Origin of the sequence: Arcobacter ellisii, assembly GCF_003544915.1 — a bacterium.
GTDB classification, from domain to species: Bacteria; Campylobacterota; Campylobacteria; order Campylobacterales; family Arcobacteraceae; genus Aliarcobacter; species Aliarcobacter ellisii.
This window is the reverse complement of the sequence record NZ_CP032097.1, coordinates 2208732-2229702: the sequence shown is the minus strand read 5'-3', so window position 1 is coordinate 2229702 and position 20971 is coordinate 2208732. Positions and strand designations below refer to the sequence as shown.

The following is a 20971-nucleotide window of genomic DNA, read 5'->3' as shown; positions in this document are numbered from 1 at the left end:
TATGATAATTATAAAAATTATGGGTGGATTAGCCAGTCAATTACATAAGTATGCAGTTGCAAAAAGTTTGTCATTAAAATATGATACAGAGTTAAAATTAGATTTATTTTGGTTTGATTCAATAAGAAAAATTGATACGAGTAGAGAATTAAAGTTAAGTTATTTTAATTTAGATATAGAAAATGCATCAAGAAAAGAAATAGATCGGTTAAGACCTAAAAATATTATTTGTAAAATTACTAATAAAATAAATAGATTTTTAGGGAAAGATTTAATTAGTTATAAAACTTACTCAAATAAAAGTAGTATGACTATAAATTATTTTAATAATTTAGGAAATGATCTTTATTTAGAAGGAGAGTGGATAGGTTATAAGTATTTTAACAACATAAAGAATATTTTACAAAATGATTTTACTTTAAAATCTGAATATGCTCTTAGAGTTAATACTTTTATACAAAATATTAATACAAATATATGTTATGTATCTCTTCATGTAAGAAGAGGTGATTTTGTGCATAATAAAGAAACTTCTAAATTACACTGTACTTGCGATATAGTGTATTATAAAAAAGCGATTAAGTATCTAGAAGAAACAATAGGTAATTTCCAAATATTAATTTTTTCAGATGATTTAGAATGGGTTAAGAATTCTTTTGATTTTCTAGAAGATATTAATCATAGATATATTGAGAACTTTGAAGATTATGAAGAATTTTATTTAATGACTCAATGTAAACATAATATTATAGCAAATAGTGGATTTAGTTGGTTATCTTCTTGGCTTAATAAAAATATTAATAAAATTGTAATAAGTCCATCAAAATGGGTATACGATGAAAATTTAAATAATTATATTATAGATAATATTAAAGATGAAAATATAATATTTATCGAGAATTTATGAAGCCATTAGTATCTATTCTAGTTCCATTATACAATCACGAAAGATATATTGAATTTGCAATTAAAAGTGTGATGAATCAAACATATAAAAATATAGAATTAATTGTTATAAATGATGGTTCAACTGATAATTCTGATCAAATAATACAATCTCTTTTAAAGAAATATAAATTTGAGTATTATAAACAAGAAAATAAAGGATTAATATTTACTATTGAGAAATTAAGAAATTTGGCAAAAGGTAAATATATTTCATTGTTAGCTTCAGATGATGCATTTGTCAATGATAAGATTGAAGTTTTAGTAGATTATTTAGAAAATAATCCACAATATTCTATGGTTTATTCAAATATGCATTTAATAAATATTGAAGATGAAATAATAGGAAATATTAAAGATGGTGGAAAAGAAGGATACATATTTGAAGATTTACTTTGTGGTAACTTCTTTATAAACAGTTTAACAACACTCTTAAAAAAAGAAATATATATGAAGTATGATTATGAAAAAGGTTATATTGAAGATTACCAAATGTGGTTAAAAATAGCAAAAGAAAATCAAATTGGATTTGTAGATAAACACTTATCTTTTTATAGAGTAGGTAATTCATTAAGCCTATCTTCTAATTTGCAAAAAATGCAAAATGCAGAATACGAAATAATTTCAAAATATTCAAATGAACCAATTTTTGATGAAGCGTTAAGAAAATGGAATATTAGATGGCTTGGTAGTTTTGGGAAATGTAATAAACTATATGCAATTAAGTATTTTTTATTTAAAAATATTTCATATAGAAACTTTTTTGATTTAAATTTTTATAAATCACTATTAAAACTATTGATACCATGTTTTATTTTAAAGAAAATACAATGAATATTTCTAAAGAATTTTTAATAGTTGTTATTGGACAAATAGTCGTGTTAATAGGAGGATTTATTTTTATAAAACTATTAAGTATACATTTAAGTGTAAGTGAATATGGAATATATTCTCTTTTAATCTCTGCAAGTACATTTTTTCTTCTTTTACCTTTTTCTTCTTTTGATCAAGCTGTTGCAAGAGATTTAAATAATCACAAAAATAATTTATCAAGATATTATTCTAATTCCATATGCTTATATATAATTATTTCAATAATACAAATGATAATTATTTTAATTTTATTTGAAATAATAAAGATAGATTTATTCAAAGAAATATATAAATTAAAATGGGAATTACTAGTATTTACTTTTTTTACAATTATCAGAAATTTATTGTTAACAATAGAAAATTTTAGAAGAAATAGAAATATAGTTACTATGTCAAAATTATATGAAAATATATTTAAAATATTAACTGTTATATTACTTTATAAATATTTTAATATTGATATAAAGAATATTTTAATCAGTATTAATTGTTTTCTCGGAATAAATATATTATACATATTATTTATAAATAATTCTATTTTAAAAACTAATTTAATAAGATTTAAAAATTTGTACATATTAAATAAAAAATTTATATTTTTTTCAACTCCTCTTTTAATTTGGACAGTATTTAGTTGGACTACTTTAAATGCACCAGTTTGGTTAATAAAAAATTTTTATGATTTAGAGTGGGTAGGATATTTTAATATGTTAAATAATATAGCTACAATTTTTCCTACTCAGTTAATTGGTATTTTAAGCGCTTATTTTTCTCCAATTTACTATCAAAAAGAATTAATTAATAATGAATATATTATTAAATCTACTAACAAAAATATAAAAAATTTATTTATATTATTTACTATTGGAGGATTTATTTTATTTATGTTTCATGATAAAATTATTATTTTACTAACAAGTGAAAAATATTTAGAACATTCTTGGTTAATTGTATACTTATTTATTATTTCTGCAATAACCAATATTGGAGCATTTTTAAGTATAGAAATTTTTGTTTATAAAAAAATGAAGAAGTTAATTTTACCAAATATTTTTACAGCTCTAATTACTGTATTTTGTGGATATTATGCTTTAAATATTTTTGCAATAAATGGTTTGATTTTTACGATGTTTTTATCATCATTAGTGTACACTATCACAGTTTATGTTAACGTAAAGAAATTAAGAAAAGGTTATGAATGTCAGAATTAGTGAATAAGTTAAGAAGATTTAAGTATACACTGAGTGGGTATTTCTCTAAAAAAAGTTTTTCTCAACAAGGTGAGGATTTAATAATAAGGTTTATTTTTAATCAGTTAAAAATAAAGAATCCATCATATATGGATATTGGTGCTCATGATCCCTATTATTTAAGTAATACTGCAATATTTTACAAAAATGGATCAAGAGGGATAAACATTGAACCAAATCCTAGCTTAATAAAAAGATTTAATTTTCTAAGAAGAAAAGATATAAACTTAAATATAGGAATTTCTGATACTATAGGAAATATAGATTTTTTTATTATGTCTGAACCTACAATGAGCACATTTTCTGAAAAAGAAGCACGATATCTTCAAGAAAACTCGAGAATAAAAATTAAAAAAATTACTAAAGTAGAAATACTTCCAATAAAAATAATTTTAGATAGATATTTTGATTCAAAATTCCCTGATTTTTTATCCATAGATGTAGAAGGCATAGAAGATTTAATTCTTAATTCAATAGATTTTTCAAATACATATCCAAAAGTAATTTGCCTTGAAACAATGACTTATTCTGAAAATGGTGAAGAATTAAAAAGAAATAATCTAATAGAGACACTCTTAAATAATAATTATTTTATTTATGCTGATAATTATATAAATACAATTTTTGTTCATAAAGATGTATGGAAAAATAGATTTTGCAATATTTCATAGTTTAATTATAATATGCTTCTAAAATACTATAAAACTAGTTTAATCTCTAAATATATTCTTGCTAGTATGATATTATTTTTTTTATATTTATTTGCTCCATTTTTTGTATATGAAAATAATTATTTAGATAATAATTTTTATAATGTATATTTATTTTCAACAAATCATATTTTTTTGCAAATAATAGATTTAATTATATTGTTATTGATGACATTTATATGTATTTATTTAATAAAGAAGATTAAATTTGAGTTTAAAGAGAATAAATTATTTAGAAAAGTTAATTTAATAATTGTAAATATAACAGTAACAGTATTTATAATTTCTAGATTACCATTATTGTATTATAAAATTATATATTTCGATTTAGGTAGGGATGAAGTATTAGAACATGTTGGATGGTTGTTATATAGTAATTATGTATCATATGTATTTTCCATTGCATTAATATCTTCAGTTATAGAATTGGCTTATGGTAATAAAAAATATATTTTTATTATATTTTTCGGATCATTATTAGAAATTACATTAGGTGCTAGAATTAGTTTATTCAGAATTCTTTTTCTTATGATTATTTTAATTAGATGGAATTTTAAAAATATATTAGTTCTCATAACATTATTTATTTTTATAGGTATTAGTAGAAGTTTGTTCAGTAATTATTCATTTTTTTCTCTGTATGACTTTATAATTTTATTCTTGGGAGACCCTTTAAATATTTTTTTAGGTAATTCAATACTTATAAATAATATTCCTTTAGAAAATTGTGGATATGATGGTTTACATTTCTTTAGAGCTTTTATTTTTCCTTTATTTCGATCTGAAATGGATTTTCTATTTCCTGATGTAGCTGCAATTTGTATGAATAAGTTAGGATTAATAGGATATGGCGGATCAATAACTAATGATTTGATTCTAGCTCCAATATCTGTTATTACTTCGTTTATTGCATTTTTATTTATAATTTTATTAATATTAGTATTAATTGAACTCAAGTATCTAAATCATTTGATATTAATATATTTTATATTAGCAATCGTATCATTTTATCCATATATATTAAGAAATGGATTTATAGCAACTATTAATTATCTCATTACAATGTTTATATGGTGTCTAATTTCTTTAATGATTACTGTTATATATTATTTAAGAAGAATTGAGGATAAAAATAATGAATAGACTTAAAAAAATAGGAATATTATTTATATGTACAGGAGAATATTGGAAATTTTGGGATGGTTTTTACAAAAGTTGTGAAGAAAATTTTTTAATTGAGGATGAAAAACATTATTTTATATTTACTGATAATGAAGAATTATTAAATATTAAAGATAAAAGAATACATCCTATTTTCCAGGAAAAAATGGATTGGCCATTTCCTACCTTATATAGATATAAAATATTTATGAAAAATAAAGCTAATTTTAATAATATGGATTATTTAATTTTTTGTAATGCAAATTTATTTTTTAGTGAAAAAGTTTCAAAGAGTGAGTTGTTTGCAAATAAGGATTTATTTGTAACTTTACATCCAGGATTTTTTAATAAAAAGCCTAAAAAATTTACTTATGAAACAAATGTAAAATCATTAGCTTATACTGAAAAAAGAGAAGATAGTGTTTATGTATGTGGTGGATTTAATGGAGGAACAAAAGATGAATTTCTTAATATGGCTGAAATATTAAACTATAATATAGACAAAGATTTTTCAGAAGGTATAGTGGCTATTTGGCATGATGAAAGTCACATAAATAATTATGTACAGATACATAAAGAAGAGTTTAATATTTTGACACCAAGTTTTTGCTATCCTCAGCATTATAACATAAATATTAGTAAAAAAATTATTGTACAAGATAAAGAAAAAATTATTAGTATAAAGCATAAAGGATTATTTTACAATATACGTTTTTTTATTGTTAAAATATTGAAAAAATTTTTAAGATATGGGAAATAAATTGATTTTAGTAAGATTAGCAGGTGGCTTAGGAAATCAAATATTCCAATTATCAGCCGCATTATTATTGGCAAAAAAGATAGGTGTAAATAATATATCTATTGATTTATCTGGACTTCAAAAATATGAAGCAAAACATAAAAATGAGCTTGTTTATTTTTTTGATTTTAAAAAACTTCAAATTAATTATATAAGAAATAGAATAGTTGATTTTAGAATTCCTAAAATTTTTCCTCTTAAAGTACCTTTTTATCCATTTATTAGTGATAAAAATTTTCAAGAGGCTTTAAAAAATCCAAACAAGCAATTTATGATTTTAGATGGTTATTTTCAAGATTGTTTAATTCAAGAAGATTTTGATAAAGAAATAGAAATATTAAAAGATTTTTTTTTACCCACTAAATATGAACAAGATGATCAAAGTTGTATTATTCATATTCGAGGTGGTGATTTTGTAAAACTTGGTTGGAATGTAATTTCTCCAAAAGAATATTATATTAATGCAATTAATATAATGAAAGATGAATATAAAAAGAATAAGTTTAAAGTAGTTACTGATGATAAAAAATATGCCAATACAGTTTTAGAACAATTGGATATTAATTATGAATTTATAGGAAATAGTATATACGATGATTTTTATTTAATTGGGAAATATAAATATCGTATTTTATCTTCAAGTACATTTTCAATGTGGGCGAGTGCATTAGCAAATAATGAAAATAGTATTGTAATATCGCCTGAATATTGGACACCTAATAATCTAAGAAAAATATTTATACCAAATGAAAGAAGGATAAAGTTTTGAATAAATTTTCAGTATTAATGTCAATTTATTATAAAGAAAATGCTAATTATTTTAATAGAGCGATGGTTAGTATTTGGGATGAACAAATATTAAAACCAAATGAAATAGTATTAGTTTTAGATGGTAAATTAACAGAAGAATTGATGCAGGCTATTTTCAAATGGAAAAATAAATTAAATGAAATAATGAAAATTGTACCTTTAGAAAATAATATGGGACTTGGGGATGCATTAAATGTTGGTTTAAAAGAATGTACAAATGAATTAGTAGCTAGAATGGATACAGATGATATATCTTTACCAACTAGATTCTTAGAACAAATTGAGATTTTTAACAAAAATAATATTGATTTGTGTAGTAGTTGGATTGATGAATTTGATAATGATGAAAATAAAATAATTTCTAGTAGAAAAGTTCCTGAATATAATGAAGATATAATAAAATTTTCAAAGATGAGAAATCCTATAAATCATCCAGCTGTTATGTTTAAAAAACAGAGTGTAATTGATGCTGGAAATTATAAAAAAATGTATTCATTTGAAGATTATTATTTGTGGATAAGAATGGTAATGAATAATTCAAAAGTATATAACATTCAAAAAAGTTTGGTAAAAATGAGAGCAGGGTATAATCAATTAGAAAGAAGAAGAGGATGGAAATATCTTATATATGAATTTAATTTTTGGACAAGTTTGTATAACGTTAAGTTTATAAATTTTATAGAATTGTTAAAAAATTTATCACTTAAATTACTAATAAGATTAATGCCCCGAAAAATAATAAAAGAAATATATAAAATAATAAGAGATTAGGAATACTTTAATGATTTATATAATACTTTTAATAATCTCATTTTTTTTAACATACGTTATAAAAAATTATATGATAAAAAAATCATTAGTAGCTACCGTAAATGAACGAAGTAGCCATACCATTCCTATACCTCATGGTGGAGGAATAGCAATATCAATAACTTGGTTTATTGGTTTGTTCTACTTATTTTTTATAAATCAAATTGAGCAAAATCTTTTTTTTGCTTTATTATGTGGTAGTGTTATATCAATAATTAGTTTTTTTGATGATATATATGAGTTAAGCCCAAAGTTAAGGTTAATAATCCAAGCTTTTGTAGCCGTTTTAGGATTATACTTTTTAGGTGGATTTGAAACTTTGACTTTTGGTATTTTTGATATTTCAAGTCTAATTTTGACAAATATTTTTGCATTTTTTATGATAATTTGGTTTGTAAATCTTTATAACTTTTTAGATGGAATAAATGGTTATGCAGGAAGTGAAGCTCTGTTTTTAGCACTTGCAGGATTTGTTTTATTTGGTGGAAATCATTTTTTAGTTTTAGCTGTTGCAACTATTGGATTTTTATATTGGAATTGGAATAAGGCTAAAATATTTATGGGAGATGTTGGAAGTACACTATTAGGGTATAACATTGCAATTTTTACCATATATTATGCAAATCAAGAATCAACAAATTTTTGGGTATGGATTATCTTATTTGGAGTTTATTGGTTTGATGCAACTCTGACTTTGATAAGAAGAAAATTAAATAAAGAAAAATTATCACAAGCCCATAAAAAACATGCTTATCAAAGACTTACTCAAGCTGGATGGAGTCATTATAAAGTAACAAATTATTCTATAGGATTAAATTTAATACTATTTTTAATAGTTTATTTTGTGTCAAATATTTTTGTAGCTTTTGTTTTATCGATGATTTTACTAATATTAAGTATGAAGTTTGTGGATAAAAAAAAGAAATTTGAATAAATTTATATCTATGATATAATAAAGTCAAAAAATCATCAATTATTGTGAGTATATTATGAGAGAAAGTGACACAAAACAGATTTTAGAAAAAAGATTTGAGAAGTTATCAAAACATTACGAAGCATTAAAAGATTATAAACTTTTGATAGATAAAATTTTAGTAAATAAAAATATTTATGACCAATTTATATTCAATACTTTAAAACCTGAAGAAAAAGCAATATTAGATGCTTATTTAAAAAGATTTAGTTCCATTCAAGATTTTTTAGGAGCTAAAATATTTTCTTTACTTCTTGATGTAGCTGGTATTAACAGTTCAAAAATGAGTGAAGTTTTATATTATATAGAAAAAGAAGAAATTATAGATAGCCTTGAAAGTTGGATTGAATTAAGAGAAGTTAGAAATGAATTAGAACATGATTATCCTGAAGAGTTAGAAGAGGCGTTAATAGATTTAAAGTTTTGTATAGATAGTTTTGAAAAGCTTGAAAGTTATTATTTTAATTCTTTGAAATTTGCAAATAAGTATTTAAAATGAGACTAGAAAAAATAATCATAAATAAAATAAAAGAAGCTATTTGCGATAGTTTTGGAAATGTAAATGTTTATCTTTTTGGGAGTAGAATAGATGATACAAAAAAAGGTGGAGATATTGATTTAGCCATTGATATAGATTTAGATTCATTAGAGTTTCGTAAAAAAAAGATAAAATTTTTAACTAACCTTTTTAAAAAAGATTTTCATTTAAAAATAGATGTAGTTAATTATAACACAAAAGATATACTACTAAAAAATCAAATAGAAAAAAACGCTGTATTACTATGAAATATTTAAGGCAAGGAATACCAGAAATTATAGTTTGTGAACCAATAATTCACTTTGATGATAGAGGTTTTGTATATGAAGCTTTCAAAAAAGAGTCTTTTGAAAACTTTTTAGGTTTTAATGTAGATTTTTGTCAAGATAATATTTCTTTTAGTAAACATGGAGTAATTAGAGGCTTACATACAAATACTTTGGAATTTGCCCAATCAAAACTTGTAACGGTTTTACAAGGAAAGATTTTAGATGTTGCAGTTGATTTTAGAGTTGGAAGTCCGACTTTTGGAAAGTATATTTCAATAGAATTAAGTAGTGAAAATAAAAAACAGCTATTTATTCCAAGAGGTTTTTTACACGGTTTTTCAGTTTTGAGTGAAGATGCAATTGTAAATATAAAAATAGATAGATATTTTGCACCAGATCAAAGTATAGGAGTAAAATATGATGATGAATATCTAAATATTGATTGGAAAATACCTAAAGAGTGTGTAATTCTCTCTAGTGCTGATAAAAAATTATTAAATTTTAATGATATTTCATCACCTTTTGATTATAATTCAAAACTTTATTAACTAAGGATTATTTTGTGTTAAAAGCATCTCCATTGAAAAGAATATCATTTTTTTTGTTAAGTGATATTATTATTTCACTTTTTACTTTATATTTTGCGTATAATTTAAGATTTAATTTTCAAATACCATCAAATTTTATCGATAATTTTTTCTCAATTTTTATAATACTTTTTTCGATGAAAATTTTAGTTTTTCTTTATTTTAGGCTTTATAGAACTGCTTGGAGATTTTTTTCTTTACATGAAGTAAAAAAAATATTGTTGGCACATATTATTGTTTATACAATATTTTTTATAATATTTTTGATTTTTAAAGAAAATATGCAACCACTTGCTAGAAGTATAATAATCATAGATTTTATGCTCTCTTTAGTTTTTATTACACTATTGCGTCTTTCAAAAAGAATTATTTTAGAAAGTGCTGGAAGTACAAAATATAAAAATACTTTGATTATTGGAGCAAATTCTACTGTTAAGAATTTATTTTGTGATAAAAAGAATTTTCATTATACTCCTGTTGCAATAATTGATGAAAATAAAATTTTAAAAAATACATATATTTTTGATTTAAGAGTTTATGATTTTGAGGATTTAAAAAAAGTTGTAAAAACAAAAAGTATTGAAGCAGCTATTATTTCAAAAGATTATTCTCAAAAAGAGTTAATAGCTATTTATGAAAAATTAAATGCCTTAAATATTTTAGATATAAAAATAATAAACACACTTTCTTCAAATGATAAAAAAGAGTTAAAAGATATAGGTGTTGAAGATTTACTTGCAAGGCATCCAAAAGATTTAGATAAAAATCAAATAGAAAATTTTATAAAAGATAAAGTAGTTCTAATAACTGGTGCTGGTGGAAGTATAGGAAGTGAGATAAGCAGACAATGTAAAGCTTATGGTGCAAAACAATTAATACTTTTAGACCATAGTGAGTTTAATCTTTATTCGATTATGGAAGAATTAAAAGATGAAAATGTAATTCCAGTTATGCAAACGGTTAGAAAAACAGAGTTCTTGGAAAGAACATTTGCTAAATATAAACCTCAAATCGTTATTCATGCAGCTGCTTATAAACATGTACCATTAGTTGAACATAATATTTTAGAAGGAATTTCAAACAATATAATAGGAACTAAAAACTGTATAGATTTATCTATCAAATATGAAGTTGAAAAATTTGTTTTAATATCAACTGATAAAGCAGTTCGACCAACAAATGTAATGGGAACTACAAAAAGAGTTTGTGAATTATATGCACAAAATGTAGATTCTAAAAATACAGAAATAGTTGCTGTTAGATTTGGAAATGTATTAGGAAGTAGTGGAAGTGTTATTCCAAAGTTTAAAGCTCAAATAGAAGCAGGTGGTCCAATAACTGTAACACATCCTGATATTACAAGATATTTTATGTTAATTCCTGAAGCCTGTGAACTTGTACTTCAAGCTGCAAGTATTGGAAAAGGTGGGGAGATATTTATACTTGACATGGGTGAACCTATAAAGATAGTTGATTTAGCTAAAAAAATGATTGAACTAAGTGGAAGAAATGAGATAAATATAGAGTTCTGTGGTTTAAGACCTGGAGAAAAACTATATGAAGAGTTATTGATAAATGATAGTGACCAAAAAACAAAATATGAATCTATCACAGTTGCAAGTTCTACTAATTTTGATATAAATAAACTGAATCAAAAAATTGAAGAGTTATTAGTTTGTGAAGATAAAATAGCAAAATTAAAAGAGATAGTTCCAGAATTTAATCATCAGTTGAATTTATAGATAAATATTCACTTGGATAACTAAGATAACTTGAGAAGACCATTTTATAAATAGTTTGAATAGAATATAAGATGGTTGTAAAGTGTATTTTATATCAAAATAGCTATTATTATAAAATACATTTTACAATAAGAGAAAAATATGGATTTAGCTACACTTCAAAAAATATCAATTCAAATCTTATCAAGAGAAGTTCCAACATATAAAAGATATCTTTATTCAAAAATTGATTTTAATAGTAAATTAATAGGAATAAAAGGAGCAAGAGGTGCTGGAAAAAGTACTATTCTTTTGCAATATGCAAAAAGTTTAGACTATCCAATCTCAAAAATACTTTATGTTAGTTGTGATCATCCTGCTATGAGTGGTGAATCATTGTATGATATTGCTGAAGCATTTTATGCAAGAGGTGGAAAACTTTTTATTATAGATGAAATACATAAAAATGAACATTTTTCAAAGGATTTAAAAGCAATATATGATGTTTTTGATTTACAAGTGTTATTTAGTGGATCTTCTGCTTTACAAATAGAAAACTCTCTTGCTGATTTATCAAGAAGAGCAGTTATTCATACTTTAGGAGTTTTATCTTTAAGAGAATTTTGTGAGTTACAGACTAATGAGACTTTTCAAAGTTATTCCCTAGAAGAGATTTTACAAAATCATGAAGATATAGCTTTTCAAATTTTAAAACATATAAGACCAGTTGAGCAATTTAATAATTATTTAAAATATGGCTGTTATCCTTTTTATCAAGAATCATTAAGTGATTATTCTATGAAACTTTTAGAAGTAATTAATCTTACAATTGACTCAGATTTATGTGGTATTTATAATATAGAACCTTCAAAATTAGATAAATTAAAAAAGATTATTTACATGCTTTGTAGTACAAAACCTTATGAATTAAATATTTCAAAACTAAGTTCAGCAGTTGGTACTTCTTGGCCAACTTTACAAAAATATCTAGAAAGAATGGATGCAGGAAGTTTGATAAATATTGTAAGAGGAGGTGAAGGAATGAGAGCTATTAATAAACCAGATAAACTTCTTTTAGATAATCCGAACCTTTTTGTTGTTGCTTGTGGAAATGGTGATATAGGTTCTATTAGAGAAAGTTTTTTTGTATCTCAACTTGGACTTCATAATCAAGTGCATTATCATGATAAAGGTGATTTTATAATAAATGATAACTATGTATTTGAAATAGGCGGTGCTTCAAAAAATGCAGCTCAATTAAAAGGAAATAAAAATGGCTATGTTGTTAATGATGATGTAGAAATTGGATTTGATAATAAAATACCACTTTGGCTTTTTGGTTTTTTATATTAGTATTTTAGTTAACACTTCGTTTGAGAACAGTGACCAAAAAACAAAGTATGAAATGAATCTATGACAGTTACAAGTTCTACTAATTTTGATATAAATGAATTAAATCAAAAAATTGAAGAGTTATTAGTTTGTGAAGATAAAATATTAAAATTAAAAGAGATAGTTCCAGAATTTAACCAATTAGTTAAATTTATAGATAAATATTCACTTGGATAACTAAGATAACTGGGGAAGTCTATTTTATGGGCTTTAAATTTCTTTTATGAGTAAAAAGCTGTTTGGATAACTTGTTAATCGTTTAATTTATATTTTAATAGCTATTGAATAAATATATAAAAATATTTAGTTATTGTTCTTTTTATTTTTTACAGTATAATTTACGGTAGCAAAAAAGAAAAAAGCTCTTTAAATGATGATTTTTAGGCTATCTTTGAGTCCTATTATCGGAATCATGAAAAAAGAAGAACCATTTCACGAAGTGTATGGTTTTTGCGGTACTATAACGGTACTGAGAAATTTAAAAACATCGTAAAAATGAGGATTGAACTTAAGCTTGAGTCCTTCATGAGGCCGACCTAAAAACTTTTTCAATCTGAGATATAAAACAAGAGTTTATTTTTTTAAGATTATTAAAAAATAGTGCTCATCATTAGAAATAGTGAAACAATTAAGTGTTTTTTAATAATATTTCGATTATAATTCCAGTCCTTTAACGATAAAGGTTTAAAATATGCGGGAGTAGCTCAGTTGGCTAGAGCTTCTGCCTTCCAAGCAGACTGTCGCGAGTTCGAGTCTCGTCTCCCGCTCCATTTTAAAGTTAAATAGTTCTTTTATAAATCGCGGAATAGAGCAGCTAGGTAGCTCGTCGGGCTCATAACCCGAAGGTCTCAGGTTCAAATCCTGATTCCGCAACCAATTTTGTGTCAAGGTAGCTCAGCTGGTTAGAGCGCTGGTCTCATAAGCCGGAGGTCGAGGGTTCGAGTCCCTCTCTTGACACCATATACCATAATTTTACTTAAAAACTTATTAAAAATTAATAAAATTTCAAAATATATCATCAAACTCACAAAATTTATTGGATTCCTATTTATTGCTATATATTTACACATTTTATTAAATTTATATCAATTTAAAAAACTTTATTTTACATTAATAGTTCATTCAAGTAGATCGCAGTTTATTTGAGCTTAAAATTTTAGCAGTACGGTTTGCAGTACGACAAAGAAATATTGTGAGGCGTACTGCAAAGATTATATAAGTTTTATAATTAGAAAGTTAAATCTCAAATATCATTTTATGTGTCTTAAGAAATCCAATTATAAGAAATTATTAAATCAACTAAAAAAATGTTTTTGAATATTGTCTAAAAATTCATTTTTGTTAAAAGTTTTTGCATGGTGTATCAAAATATCTGCACTTCTCGCTCGTGCTTTTGTGCCTAAAGAAAAAGCTCTTTTTAGATTACCTTTTGTTGTGATTTTATCATTTTCTCCACCAATAACTAAAATCATTCCTTTGCCATCATCATCTAAATAATCTACAACAGAATCTAGTTTATATACAAAATTTTCACCTTCAACAAATTTTTTTAATTTACACTCTATTACATGTAAATGATTATCTTTAATCATCAAAACATCAAATTCATTGAAAACATTTTCTTCAAATTCCACTTTTACATTAAACATAACTTGGTCAAAATCGAAGTTATCTTCAATCAGCCAATAAATATATTCTTCAAAAATTCCACCTTGAATAAAAGGTTTATCATCAAGTTTATCTATTTGAGAGATTAAACTTTTTAATCCATCAAAACCATTTATTTTTTCGATACTTTGATTTTGGATTTTATTTGCAAATTCATGTAATAGATCTATATTTTCACAAATTTTTAATATATGATTTTTTCTCTTAACTGCTTCAATTTTAGCTCCAGTGAAAACAATCTTATATCCTTTTAGCATTAAGTGAGTTCTTATATCTATATTTTGAGTGATTTTTCTTTTTTCCATTGAATTTTTTGTCACAAGATTAAAACCATTATCAAAAATATCATAAGCTATAACACTTGCACCATTGTCAAGAAGTTTATCTGAAAGAATTATCGAAGAAGATACCAAACCATCAGTTGCATTAAAATAGATATTTTTAAAATCATTATTTGAATAAATTTCAATTTTTTTATAACAAGAAATAATTGAATCATAAGAATCTTCATCAATTTGAATTGAAAAAGTTTGATAATTTAGAGAATAAAAATTTTTAAACTCTTCTTCTGAATTAATCACTTTTTTTATAATTGTTTTTTCATATTTTGAGTCATCATGAATAATAATGTGTTTTTTGATTTTGTCTTTAAATTCGAAAAGAATAGGGAAAATTGAAGAGTCGTGAACACCAAGAAGTGAAATTAAAATCATATTAGTCCTAAATAAATAATATCATTTTATCTTTTTTTATATTTGAATTTATTTTATTTTTCAAAAAAATAGATTAAAAAAGAGGTAATAAAAAATGAACCAAAAAATAAAACTACATTAAACAGAGTAAATGGTGAACTATTATATTTTTTAAGTAAATACTTATGTAATTTTATAGAAGAATAAATCAAAATGATAAAAATTGCAAAATTTAAAAATATTTTCATAATGTATATTTCCTTTTTTAAATAAATCTAAAATGGAAATATACATTTTTATAACGAAAATATAAGTTCGTTAAATTTTTCTTTCTTTGAAGAGAGGTTTTCATAATGTTTGCTTATGAAAAAAGATTACCTATTGTGTCTCAAAACAACTACCTCTCTTGGAGAGAGGTTTTCAACACGATCACTTATGCTGAAACTGCAAAGTTGTATTCGTCTCAAAATAACTACCTCTCTTGGAGAGAGGTTTTCAAATAAATTACCTAAATTAAGAGCAAAAGCGATTATTTGTCTCAAAATAACTACCTCTCTTGGAGAGAGGTTTTCCAACAAAAAATCAGACTTATACATAGGTTCTGCAAATGTCTCAAAATAACTACCTCTCTTGGAGAGAGGTTTTCAACTATTTGATGAATTTGTTGAAGAACATCTAATTGATCGTCTCAAAATAACTACCTCTCTTGGAGAGAGGTTTTCCCCAAACCAAGGTCAAGGTCATAACCCAAACCAGTCTCAAAATAACTACCTCTCTTGGAGAGAGGTTTTCTCATGGGATAGTCCAGTTGCTGCTGCACAAACTTGTCTCAAAATAACTACCTCTCTTGGAGAGAGGTTTTCTTAACGGAAGATGAAAAAAGAATCGCAATTGGTTGTCTCAAAATAACTACCTCTCTTGGAGAGAGGTTTTCTGTTTCTTTTCCTCTTTTGGCTGTTTCTGTAGTAATGTCTCAAAATAACTACCTCTCTTGGAGAGAGGTTTTCTCTATAAAAACAGCTAACGAAGAAGCACAAGATGTCTCAAAATAACTACCTCTCTTGGAGAGAGGTTTTCGAAGCAGAAAATAATATTGTTGCAGTGGAGATTTGTCTCAAAATAACTACCTCTCTTGGAGAGAGGTTTTCGATTTTTTAACAGAAACTATTTCTTTAATAAAAGAGTCTCAAAATAACTACCTCTCTTGGAGAGAGGTTTTCAAACTTCTTCTGTAGGAATATGGGGAGAAGCATTAATGTCTCAAAATAACTACCTCTCTTGGAGAGAGGTTTTCATATGGTGAAGATACAGTAGCCGAAAGGTTATGGTCTCAAAATAACTACCTCTCTTGGAGAGAGGTTTTCTAATTTTTATCTGGCAAATGGAAGAAAAATGCCCTAATTGTCTCAAAATAACTACCTCTCTTGGAGAGAGGTTTTCAAAAGATAAAGAACTATTGTTTCATTTTCACGGATGTCTCAAAATAACTACCTCTCTTGGAGAGAGGTTTTCCTCACAAAAATGATGGGACAATGGATGAGGAGTATATTGTCTCAAAATAACTACCTCTCTTGGAGAGAGGTTTTCTTATTAGAATTTCAAAAACAATTTGCAGGAGAAATTTGTCTCAAAATAACTACCTCTCTTGGAGAGAGGTTTTCCTAACTTTTGGAAAAGGGGAATTAAGACTGTAATAATGTCTCAAAATAACTACCTCTCTTGGAGAGAGGTTTTCAAAATAGAAAACCTATTTTCATAAAATCATTAAAAAGTCTCAAAATAACTACCTCTCTTGGAGAGAGGTTTTCTCAAAAACAATTAACTTAACTCAGCACGCTGCAAGTGTCTCAAAATAACTACCTCTCTTGGAGAGAGGTTTTCAAAATGAAAATAAAAAAAAATCAAAAAAATGCAGACCTATGTCTCAAAATAACTACCTCTCTTGGAGAGAGGTTTTCAAAAGGATTGAAATGCAAAATTTAGAATTTATGTCTCAAAATAACTACCTCTCTTGGAGAGAGGTTTTCAGCCATAAAATGGGCTATTTAAAAATTTAAAATTTAATCAAAATCTTTCAAACTCTCATTTTATCAATCTTTGTAAAAAGTTCGCAAAAGTATATCCTTTTTTAAAATACAACTTCATCATTTTGACAATAAATTTTTAAATATCTCCTATTTTAGGCATTTTAAATAAGAAAAAAGTTCGCAAACCTTTTTTTGATTTTTTGAAAAGTTGAGATTTTCTATTTTTTATAAAATTATAAGTTTATAAAGAGCACAAATATGGCTCTTTTAAACTTAATCAAAAATAAAAGTTCGCAAATCTCAAAAGATAGATTTTCATTAAACCTATTTTGCTAACTTTAATTAAGTGATTTTAACTAAAAGAGCCATAAAATGGGCTAAAAAAGTTCTCAAATCGATTTTTCTTTTTTTAAATCAAATAAAAAGCTCTTGAGATTCAAAAATATCAGCTTTATCACATATTTCAAAAGATTTTGGAATACAACTTTGGCATATATGATAAAATCTTAAACTATCTTCTTTTTTATCAATAATTTCTTCTAATTTTAGTCTTAGTCTTTTTAGTTTTGTTTTATTTAATTCACACTCAAATACTGAATAATTTACTCTAATTCCAAAAGCTTCAAGTTCATCAGAAATTTTTTTTCTTCGCTTATCATTTTGAATATCATAAGTTATTATAAAGTTCATCAATATTTTCCTATAAAAGGTTTATAATTTGCTTTGTTTTCATCAATAGATTTTGCTAGTTTGTGACACTGAGTTTGGATAATATTTTCAATTTTTATTGATTCTTTTTTCCACATTGTGTAACTTCCTAATTTTTCTTTGATGTTTTTAGATATTAGTTGTTTTGAATTTTTTGTTAATAAACCATCTTTGTCTAGTTTGATAGGCTCATTTTTGTTTAACATTGAAAATATAGTTCTATCAACTATAAATGTCCTAAACTCTTCTATCATATCATAAACTAAAGTTGGTTTTTGTTCATCTATTGCATGTAAAAATGAGATATTTAGACTAAGTCCTGCATGAACTAAACAATGTTGTACTTTTCCATATAATATTGCATAGGCATAATTTAATGAACTATTTACAATATCTTTTGCTCCAAAAGTAACTCTTGCTTCAAATGGAACTTCAAGAATTAGTTTTATACTATTCCAATATACAACAGAAATTGAGCCTTCATATCCCATAATTTCATCTATTGTAGAAGCTTTTTTGATATTTTTATGGAGTTTTTCCATATTTAAAATATTTGATTCTAATAGTTTATGATATTTGTTTAGATATTTTATATAATTGATTTGATTTTTTGCTTTGCCTTGAATAAATGCTTTTGCAAGGTGCAAATGTATTTTAGAGTTTAAAATCATAGATTGTTTTTGAATATTTTGTGTTGTTGCAGCTTTGTATGTTATCAAAGAAGCATAGGAAATGGCATTTTTATTTAAGAAATCTATTGTGATATTGTTTTCAACGGATTTTTTAATAACATCTGTTGAAAGTGAAATTCCTTCCCCTTCTAATATGATTCTTGAAATTTTCTCAAATGGAAAAGTCATTTTTACTTTTCCATACTCTTTTACTACAAATTTATTTTTACTAATACCTAAATTTAAACCAAAACTGTTTATATGTAAAGTAGAATCGTTTGCAAATTTTTTTGCATATTCATTTTTTTTCTTATCTATTTTTGTTTTACTATCTTTATATGATTTATTTGAAAGATATTGTTCATAGGCTTTTGCAATTATTAATTCAATTTTATCTTGGATAATTTCAATATCAAAAATAGTATCTAATTTAATTTGAGATAAAATTATTTTAAACTCTTTTTTTGTTTTTATCTCTTTGTTTTGTTTACAAATATAGACTTTATATGAAATTGAATCTATTAGATGTTGTTCTAAAAGAGAGTATTGTGTAGAGTTTTTTTCAATGATTTTTAGATAATAGTTTTTTATTGCAAATAAATAAGCGTTTAAATCTTTTGTGTATTTTACCAATGATGATTTTGATTTACTCAATTTATGAAGTTTTGAAAGAGTTTTTTGGAATCTTTCATTATCAACTATTTTTTGTTTTCCTTTAAAATGAATACCTAAAAACTCAAAACCATCTTGAATAGTGCTAAAGTAGGTTTTATCATTTCCTAGTTTTAAATCTAATGTAGATAAGAATATTTCTAAATTTTCTTGTATAGTTTTTAGTTGAGTTTCATTTTTATTTAAAATTACAAAATCATCAGCATATCTTACAAACAAAATTTCATTTTTTTCTAGCCATTGGTCCATTAAATCAAGATAGATATTTGAAAGAAGTGGTGATAAAATATCCCCTTGATGAACACCATCTTCATGCTCATGGTAATCTAAGTTTTTAAATCCTCCAGTTTGTAAAAATAGAGAAATTAGTCTAGTAATACTTCTATCTGATATTTGTTTATCTAAAATCATCAATAATTTTTCATGATTTATTGTTTCAAAAAAGTTATCAATATCTGTTTTTAGAATATAAATATTTCCTTCTTGAATAAACTGACTAACTCTATTTATTGCTGTAATTGTTGATTTGTTTTTTCTATATGCATATGATTTATTTGAAAATTGTTCATCGAAATAATCATTTAAAGCTTTGTACAAAACTCTTTGAACCAATTTATCTTTTATGGAACTTAATGCAATTGGTCTTGTTTCAAAACTATCTTCTTTTTGAATTTCAATCTTTTTTAAAGGTTCGGGTGAATAAATACCTGAAAGTATAGAGTTTATTAAATCTTTTATTTGATTTGAAAAATCTTCTTTAAATTCTTGATAACTCATATTATCTATACCCGTTGCATTTGATGATATTTCATCAAATGCAAATCGGAAGTTTTGAAGTGTAAAAATATGTGATAAAGTTGATGTAAACATCTATGTTATCCTTTATTCTTGGAATTTTCCATATCCTACATTTGTTTTTGCACCTAGCCCAAAGTCTAGGATTATTTGTTTGAAGAGGTTTAACTTTTGTTCTTTTTTGATTATTCCATCTTGTAGTAAAAATTGGAATTCAAAAGTAACTTCTGGAAGAACTTTTATAAATCTTAAAGGAATAGGATTTTTAGTAGCTTCCTTATGTGGAGTTATAAAATCATCTTCTAAAATTTTGTTGTTTTTCCCTGATTTTATAATAATTGCATCAAAAAATATATCATTATTATCAAATATTTCACTTTCTAACTTTTTTATATTTAAAGTATCATCTTTATCTAAAATTTCTTTGATATATTTTTCATTATTAAATGCACTTCTTAAAATACCTTTTATACTACTTCCTGTAATTTCTGGAAGACCACTTGTATAATCAAAATGAAATCCTAAAATAGCTTGACCTTTAATATCTGGAAGTTCATGAGTATTTCCACTTCCAATTAATAATCCAGGGTAAATAATTGAGAGTTCAAATTTAGTATTACCTAAATCTTTAGATTTTTGCATTGTGAATTTTTGATTTATGATATTATTTACTTTTTTATTGATTATATCTTCATTTTTAGAATCATCTAGTTTAGAATAATTCAAATCTTTAAAATAATCTTTATAAAATAACCATCCAATATTTGCTTTTGGTTTAAACTCTTTTTGCTCTTTTTCTTTTTTTACTGATGGAGTTGGTTGTTGACTTGATTTATTATTATCAAATATCTCTTTTTTTGATTTGTTCATATTTGCAAAAGCATTTGCGAAACTCATAAC

Annotated in this window: 20 protein-coding genes, 3 tRNA genes and 1 CRISPR repeat array; of the genes, 18 read left to right on the top strand and 5 right to left on the bottom strand. The window is 24.4% G+C overall.

Annotated elements, in window-relative coordinates; all coding sequences use genetic code 11:
• The first annotated feature begins 1 nt into the window (after nt 1).
• The 18 genes from AELL_RS11285 to AELL_RS11205 all read left to right on the top strand — a co-directional run bounded on the left by AELL_RS11285 (nt 2) and on the right by AELL_RS11205 (nt 13798).
• Complete coding sequence (locus tag AELL_RS11285) at nt 2-907, top strand: alpha-1,2-fucosyltransferase (RefSeq protein WP_118918053.1); 906 nt, start codon at nt 2-4, stop codon at nt 905-907.
• Entirely contained in the window at nt 904-1779 is an 876-nt protein-coding gene (locus AELL_RS11280; RefSeq protein WP_118918052.1) for a glycosyltransferase family 2 protein, read from the top strand. The genes AELL_RS11285 and AELL_RS11280 overlap by 4 nt, the downstream gene beginning before the upstream one ends.
• Complete coding sequence (locus AELL_RS11275) at nt 1776-3029, top strand: lipopolysaccharide biosynthesis protein (RefSeq protein WP_164967254.1); 1254 nt, start codon at nt 1776-1778, stop codon at nt 3027-3029. Before AELL_RS11280 ends, AELL_RS11275 begins: the two co-directional genes overlap by 4 nt.
• Complete coding sequence (locus AELL_RS11270; protein WP_118918050.1) at nt 3017-3739, top strand: FkbM family methyltransferase; 723 nt, start codon at nt 3017-3019, stop codon at nt 3737-3739. The genes AELL_RS11275 and AELL_RS11270 overlap by 13 nt, the downstream gene beginning before the upstream one ends.
• Before the next feature lie 174 nt (nt 3740-3913).
• A complete protein-coding gene (locus AELL_RS11265; protein WP_129096293.1) occupies nt 3914-4921 on the top strand; it encodes a hypothetical protein in 1008 nt (335 codons plus the stop codon).
• Nucleotides 4914-5699, top strand: a complete 786-nt coding sequence (locus tag AELL_RS11260) for a family 6 glucosyltransferase (protein ID WP_118918048.1) — start codon at nt 4914-4916, stop codon at nt 5697-5699. Before AELL_RS11265 ends, AELL_RS11260 begins: the two co-directional genes overlap by 8 nt.
• Before the next feature lies 1 nt (nt 5700).
• Entirely contained in the window at nt 5701-6507 is an 807-nt protein-coding gene (locus AELL_RS11255; protein WP_118918047.1) for an alpha-1,2-fucosyltransferase, read from the top strand.
• A complete protein-coding gene (locus tag AELL_RS11250; protein WP_118918046.1) occupies nt 6504-7319 on the top strand; it encodes a glycosyltransferase in 816 nt (271 codons plus the stop codon). Before AELL_RS11255 ends, AELL_RS11250 begins: the two co-directional genes overlap by 4 nt.
• Before the next feature lie 10 nt (nt 7320-7329).
• Nucleotides 7330-8292 (top strand): MraY family glycosyltransferase, encoded by a 963-nt coding sequence (locus AELL_RS11245; protein ID WP_118918045.1) that lies wholly within the window; start codon nt 7330-7332, stop codon nt 8290-8292.
• A 55-nt stretch (nt 8293-8347) separates the two neighbouring features.
• Nucleotides 8348-8830, top strand: coding sequence for a hypothetical protein (locus AELL_RS11240; protein WP_118918044.1), 483 nt, complete (start codon nt 8348-8350; stop codon nt 8828-8830).
• Nucleotides 8827-9117: a nucleotidyltransferase family protein gene (locus tag AELL_RS11235; protein WP_118918043.1), complete on the top strand. Its 291-nt coding sequence runs from the start codon at nt 8827-8829 to the stop codon at nt 9115-9117. The genes AELL_RS11240 and AELL_RS11235 overlap by 4 nt, the downstream gene beginning before the upstream one ends.
• Nucleotides 9114-9686, top strand: coding sequence for a dTDP-4-dehydrorhamnose 3,5-epimerase (rfbC, locus tag AELL_RS11230; RefSeq protein WP_118918042.1), 573 nt, complete (start codon nt 9114-9116; stop codon nt 9684-9686). The genes AELL_RS11235 and rfbC overlap by 4 nt, the downstream gene beginning before the upstream one ends.
• 14 nt (nt 9687-9700) lie before the next feature.
• Nucleotides 9701-11467 (top strand): polysaccharide biosynthesis protein, encoded by a 1767-nt coding sequence (locus tag AELL_RS11225; RefSeq protein ID WP_118918041.1) that lies wholly within the window; start codon nt 9701-9703, stop codon nt 11465-11467.
• A gap of 141 nt (nt 11468-11608) precedes the next feature.
• Nucleotides 11609-12799, top strand: coding sequence for an ATP-binding protein (locus AELL_RS11220; RefSeq protein ID WP_118918040.1), 1191 nt, complete (start codon nt 11609-11611; stop codon nt 12797-12799).
• A gap of 60 nt (nt 12800-12859) precedes the next feature.
• Nucleotides 12860-13015 carry a hypothetical protein gene (locus AELL_RS14325; protein ID WP_164967253.1) on the top strand — a complete coding sequence of 52 codons (156 nt, stop codon included), beginning with the start codon at nt 12860-12862 and terminating at the stop codon, nt 13013-13015.
• A 516-nt stretch (nt 13016-13531) separates the two neighbouring features.
• A tRNA-Gly gene (locus tag AELL_RS11215) sits at nt 13532-13608 on the top strand.
• 29 nt (nt 13609-13637) lie between these two features.
• Nucleotides 13638-13714 (top strand) — tRNA-Met (locus AELL_RS11210).
• A gap of 7 nt (nt 13715-13721) precedes the next feature.
• Nucleotides 13722-13798 (top strand) — tRNA-Met (locus tag AELL_RS11205).
• Nucleotides 13799-14133: 335 nt separating this feature from the next.
• Here AELL_RS11205 and AELL_RS11200 read toward each other — a convergent pair.
• The 5 genes from AELL_RS11200 to cmr6 form a co-directional block, all read right to left on the bottom strand.
• Nucleotides 14134-15219, bottom strand: a complete 1086-nt coding sequence (locus AELL_RS11200; RefSeq protein ID WP_118918039.1) for a Card1-like endonuclease domain-containing protein — start codon at nt 15217-15219, stop codon at nt 14134-14136.
• A 53-nt stretch (nt 15220-15272) separates the two neighbouring features.
• Nucleotides 15273-15446, bottom strand: a complete 174-nt coding sequence (locus tag AELL_RS14320) for a hypothetical protein (protein ID WP_164967252.1) — start codon at nt 15444-15446, stop codon at nt 15273-15275.
• Between the two features lie 137 nt (nt 15447-15583).
• A CRISPR array of direct repeats spans nt 15584-17225; the repeat unit is 37 nt; unit sequence GTCTCAAAATAACTACCTCTCTTGGAGAGAGGTTTTC.
• Nucleotides 17226-17639: 414 nt separating this feature from the next.
• A complete protein-coding gene (cas2, locus tag AELL_RS11195) occupies nt 17640-17915 on the bottom strand; it encodes a CRISPR-associated endonuclease Cas2 (protein ID WP_118918038.1) in 276 nt (91 codons plus the stop codon).
• Nucleotides 17915-20146 carry a CRISPR-associated endonuclease Cas1 gene (gene cas1 / locus AELL_RS11190; RefSeq protein ID WP_118918037.1) on the bottom strand — a complete coding sequence of 744 codons (2232 nt, stop codon included), beginning with the start codon at nt 20144-20146 and terminating at the stop codon, nt 17915-17917. The genes cas2 and cas1 overlap by 1 nt, the downstream gene beginning before the upstream one ends.
• 12 nt (nt 20147-20158) lie before the next feature.
• The gene (gene cmr6 / locus AELL_RS11185) at nt 20159-20968 is read right to left on the bottom strand and encodes a type III-B CRISPR module RAMP protein Cmr6 (RefSeq protein ID WP_118918036.1); all 810 of its coding nucleotides are present in this window, start codon (nt 20966-20968) and stop codon (nt 20159-20161) included.
• Nucleotides 20969-20971: the final 3 nt, after the last annotated feature.

Bases quoted from the DNA above. Each gene is read 5' to 3' on its own strand.
- AELL_RS11285 (WP_118918053.1), top strand. From the start codon at position 2: ATGATAATTATAAAAATTATGGGTGGATTAGCCAGTCAATTACATAAG.
- AELL_RS11280 (WP_118918052.1), top strand. From the start codon at position 904: ATGAAGCCATTAGTATCTATTCTAGTTCCATTATACAATCACGAAAGA.
- AELL_RS11275 (WP_164967254.1), top strand. From the start codon at position 1,776: ATGAATATTTCTAAAGAATTTTTAATAGTTGTTATTGGACAAATAGTC.
- AELL_RS11270 (WP_118918050.1), top strand. From the start codon at position 3,017: ATGTCAGAATTAGTGAATAAGTTAAGAAGATTTAAGTATACACTGAGT.
- AELL_RS11260 (WP_118918048.1), top strand. From the start codon at position 4,914: ATGAATAGACTTAAAAAAATAGGAATATTATTTATATGTACAGGAGAA.
- AELL_RS11245 (WP_118918045.1), top strand. From the start codon at position 7,330: ATGATTTATATAATACTTTTAATAATCTCATTTTTTTTAACATACGTT.
- AELL_RS11240 (WP_118918044.1), top strand. From the start codon at position 8,348: ATGAGAGAAAGTGACACAAAACAGATTTTAGAAAAAAGATTTGAGAAG.
- AELL_RS11235 (WP_118918043.1), top strand. From the start codon at position 8,827: ATGAGACTAGAAAAAATAATCATAAATAAAATAAAAGAAGCTATTTGC.
- rfbC (WP_118918042.1), top strand. From the start codon at position 9,114: ATGAAATATTTAAGGCAAGGAATACCAGAAATTATAGTTTGTGAACCA.
- AELL_RS11220 (WP_118918040.1), top strand. From the start codon at position 11,609: ATGGATTTAGCTACACTTCAAAAAATATCAATTCAAATCTTATCAAGA.
- AELL_RS14325 (WP_164967253.1), top strand. From the start codon at position 12,860: ATGACAGTTACAAGTTCTACTAATTTTGATATAAATGAATTAAATCAA.
- AELL_RS11200 (WP_118918039.1), bottom strand. From the start codon at position 15,219: ATGATTTTAATTTCACTTCTTGGTGTTCACGACTCTTCAATTTTCCCT.
- AELL_RS14320 (WP_164967252.1), bottom strand. From the start codon at position 15,446: ATGAAAATATTTTTAAATTTTGCAATTTTTATCATTTTGATTTATTCT.
- cas2 (WP_118918038.1), bottom strand. From the start codon at position 17,915: ATGAACTTTATAATAACTTATGATATTCAAAATGATAAGCGAAGAAAA.
- cas1 (WP_118918037.1), bottom strand. From the start codon at position 20,146: ATGTTTACATCAACTTTATCACATATTTTTACACTTCAAAACTTCCGA.
- cmr6 (WP_118918036.1), bottom strand. From the start codon at position 20,968: ATGAGTTTCGCAAATGCTTTTGCAAATATGAACAAATCAAAAAAAGAG.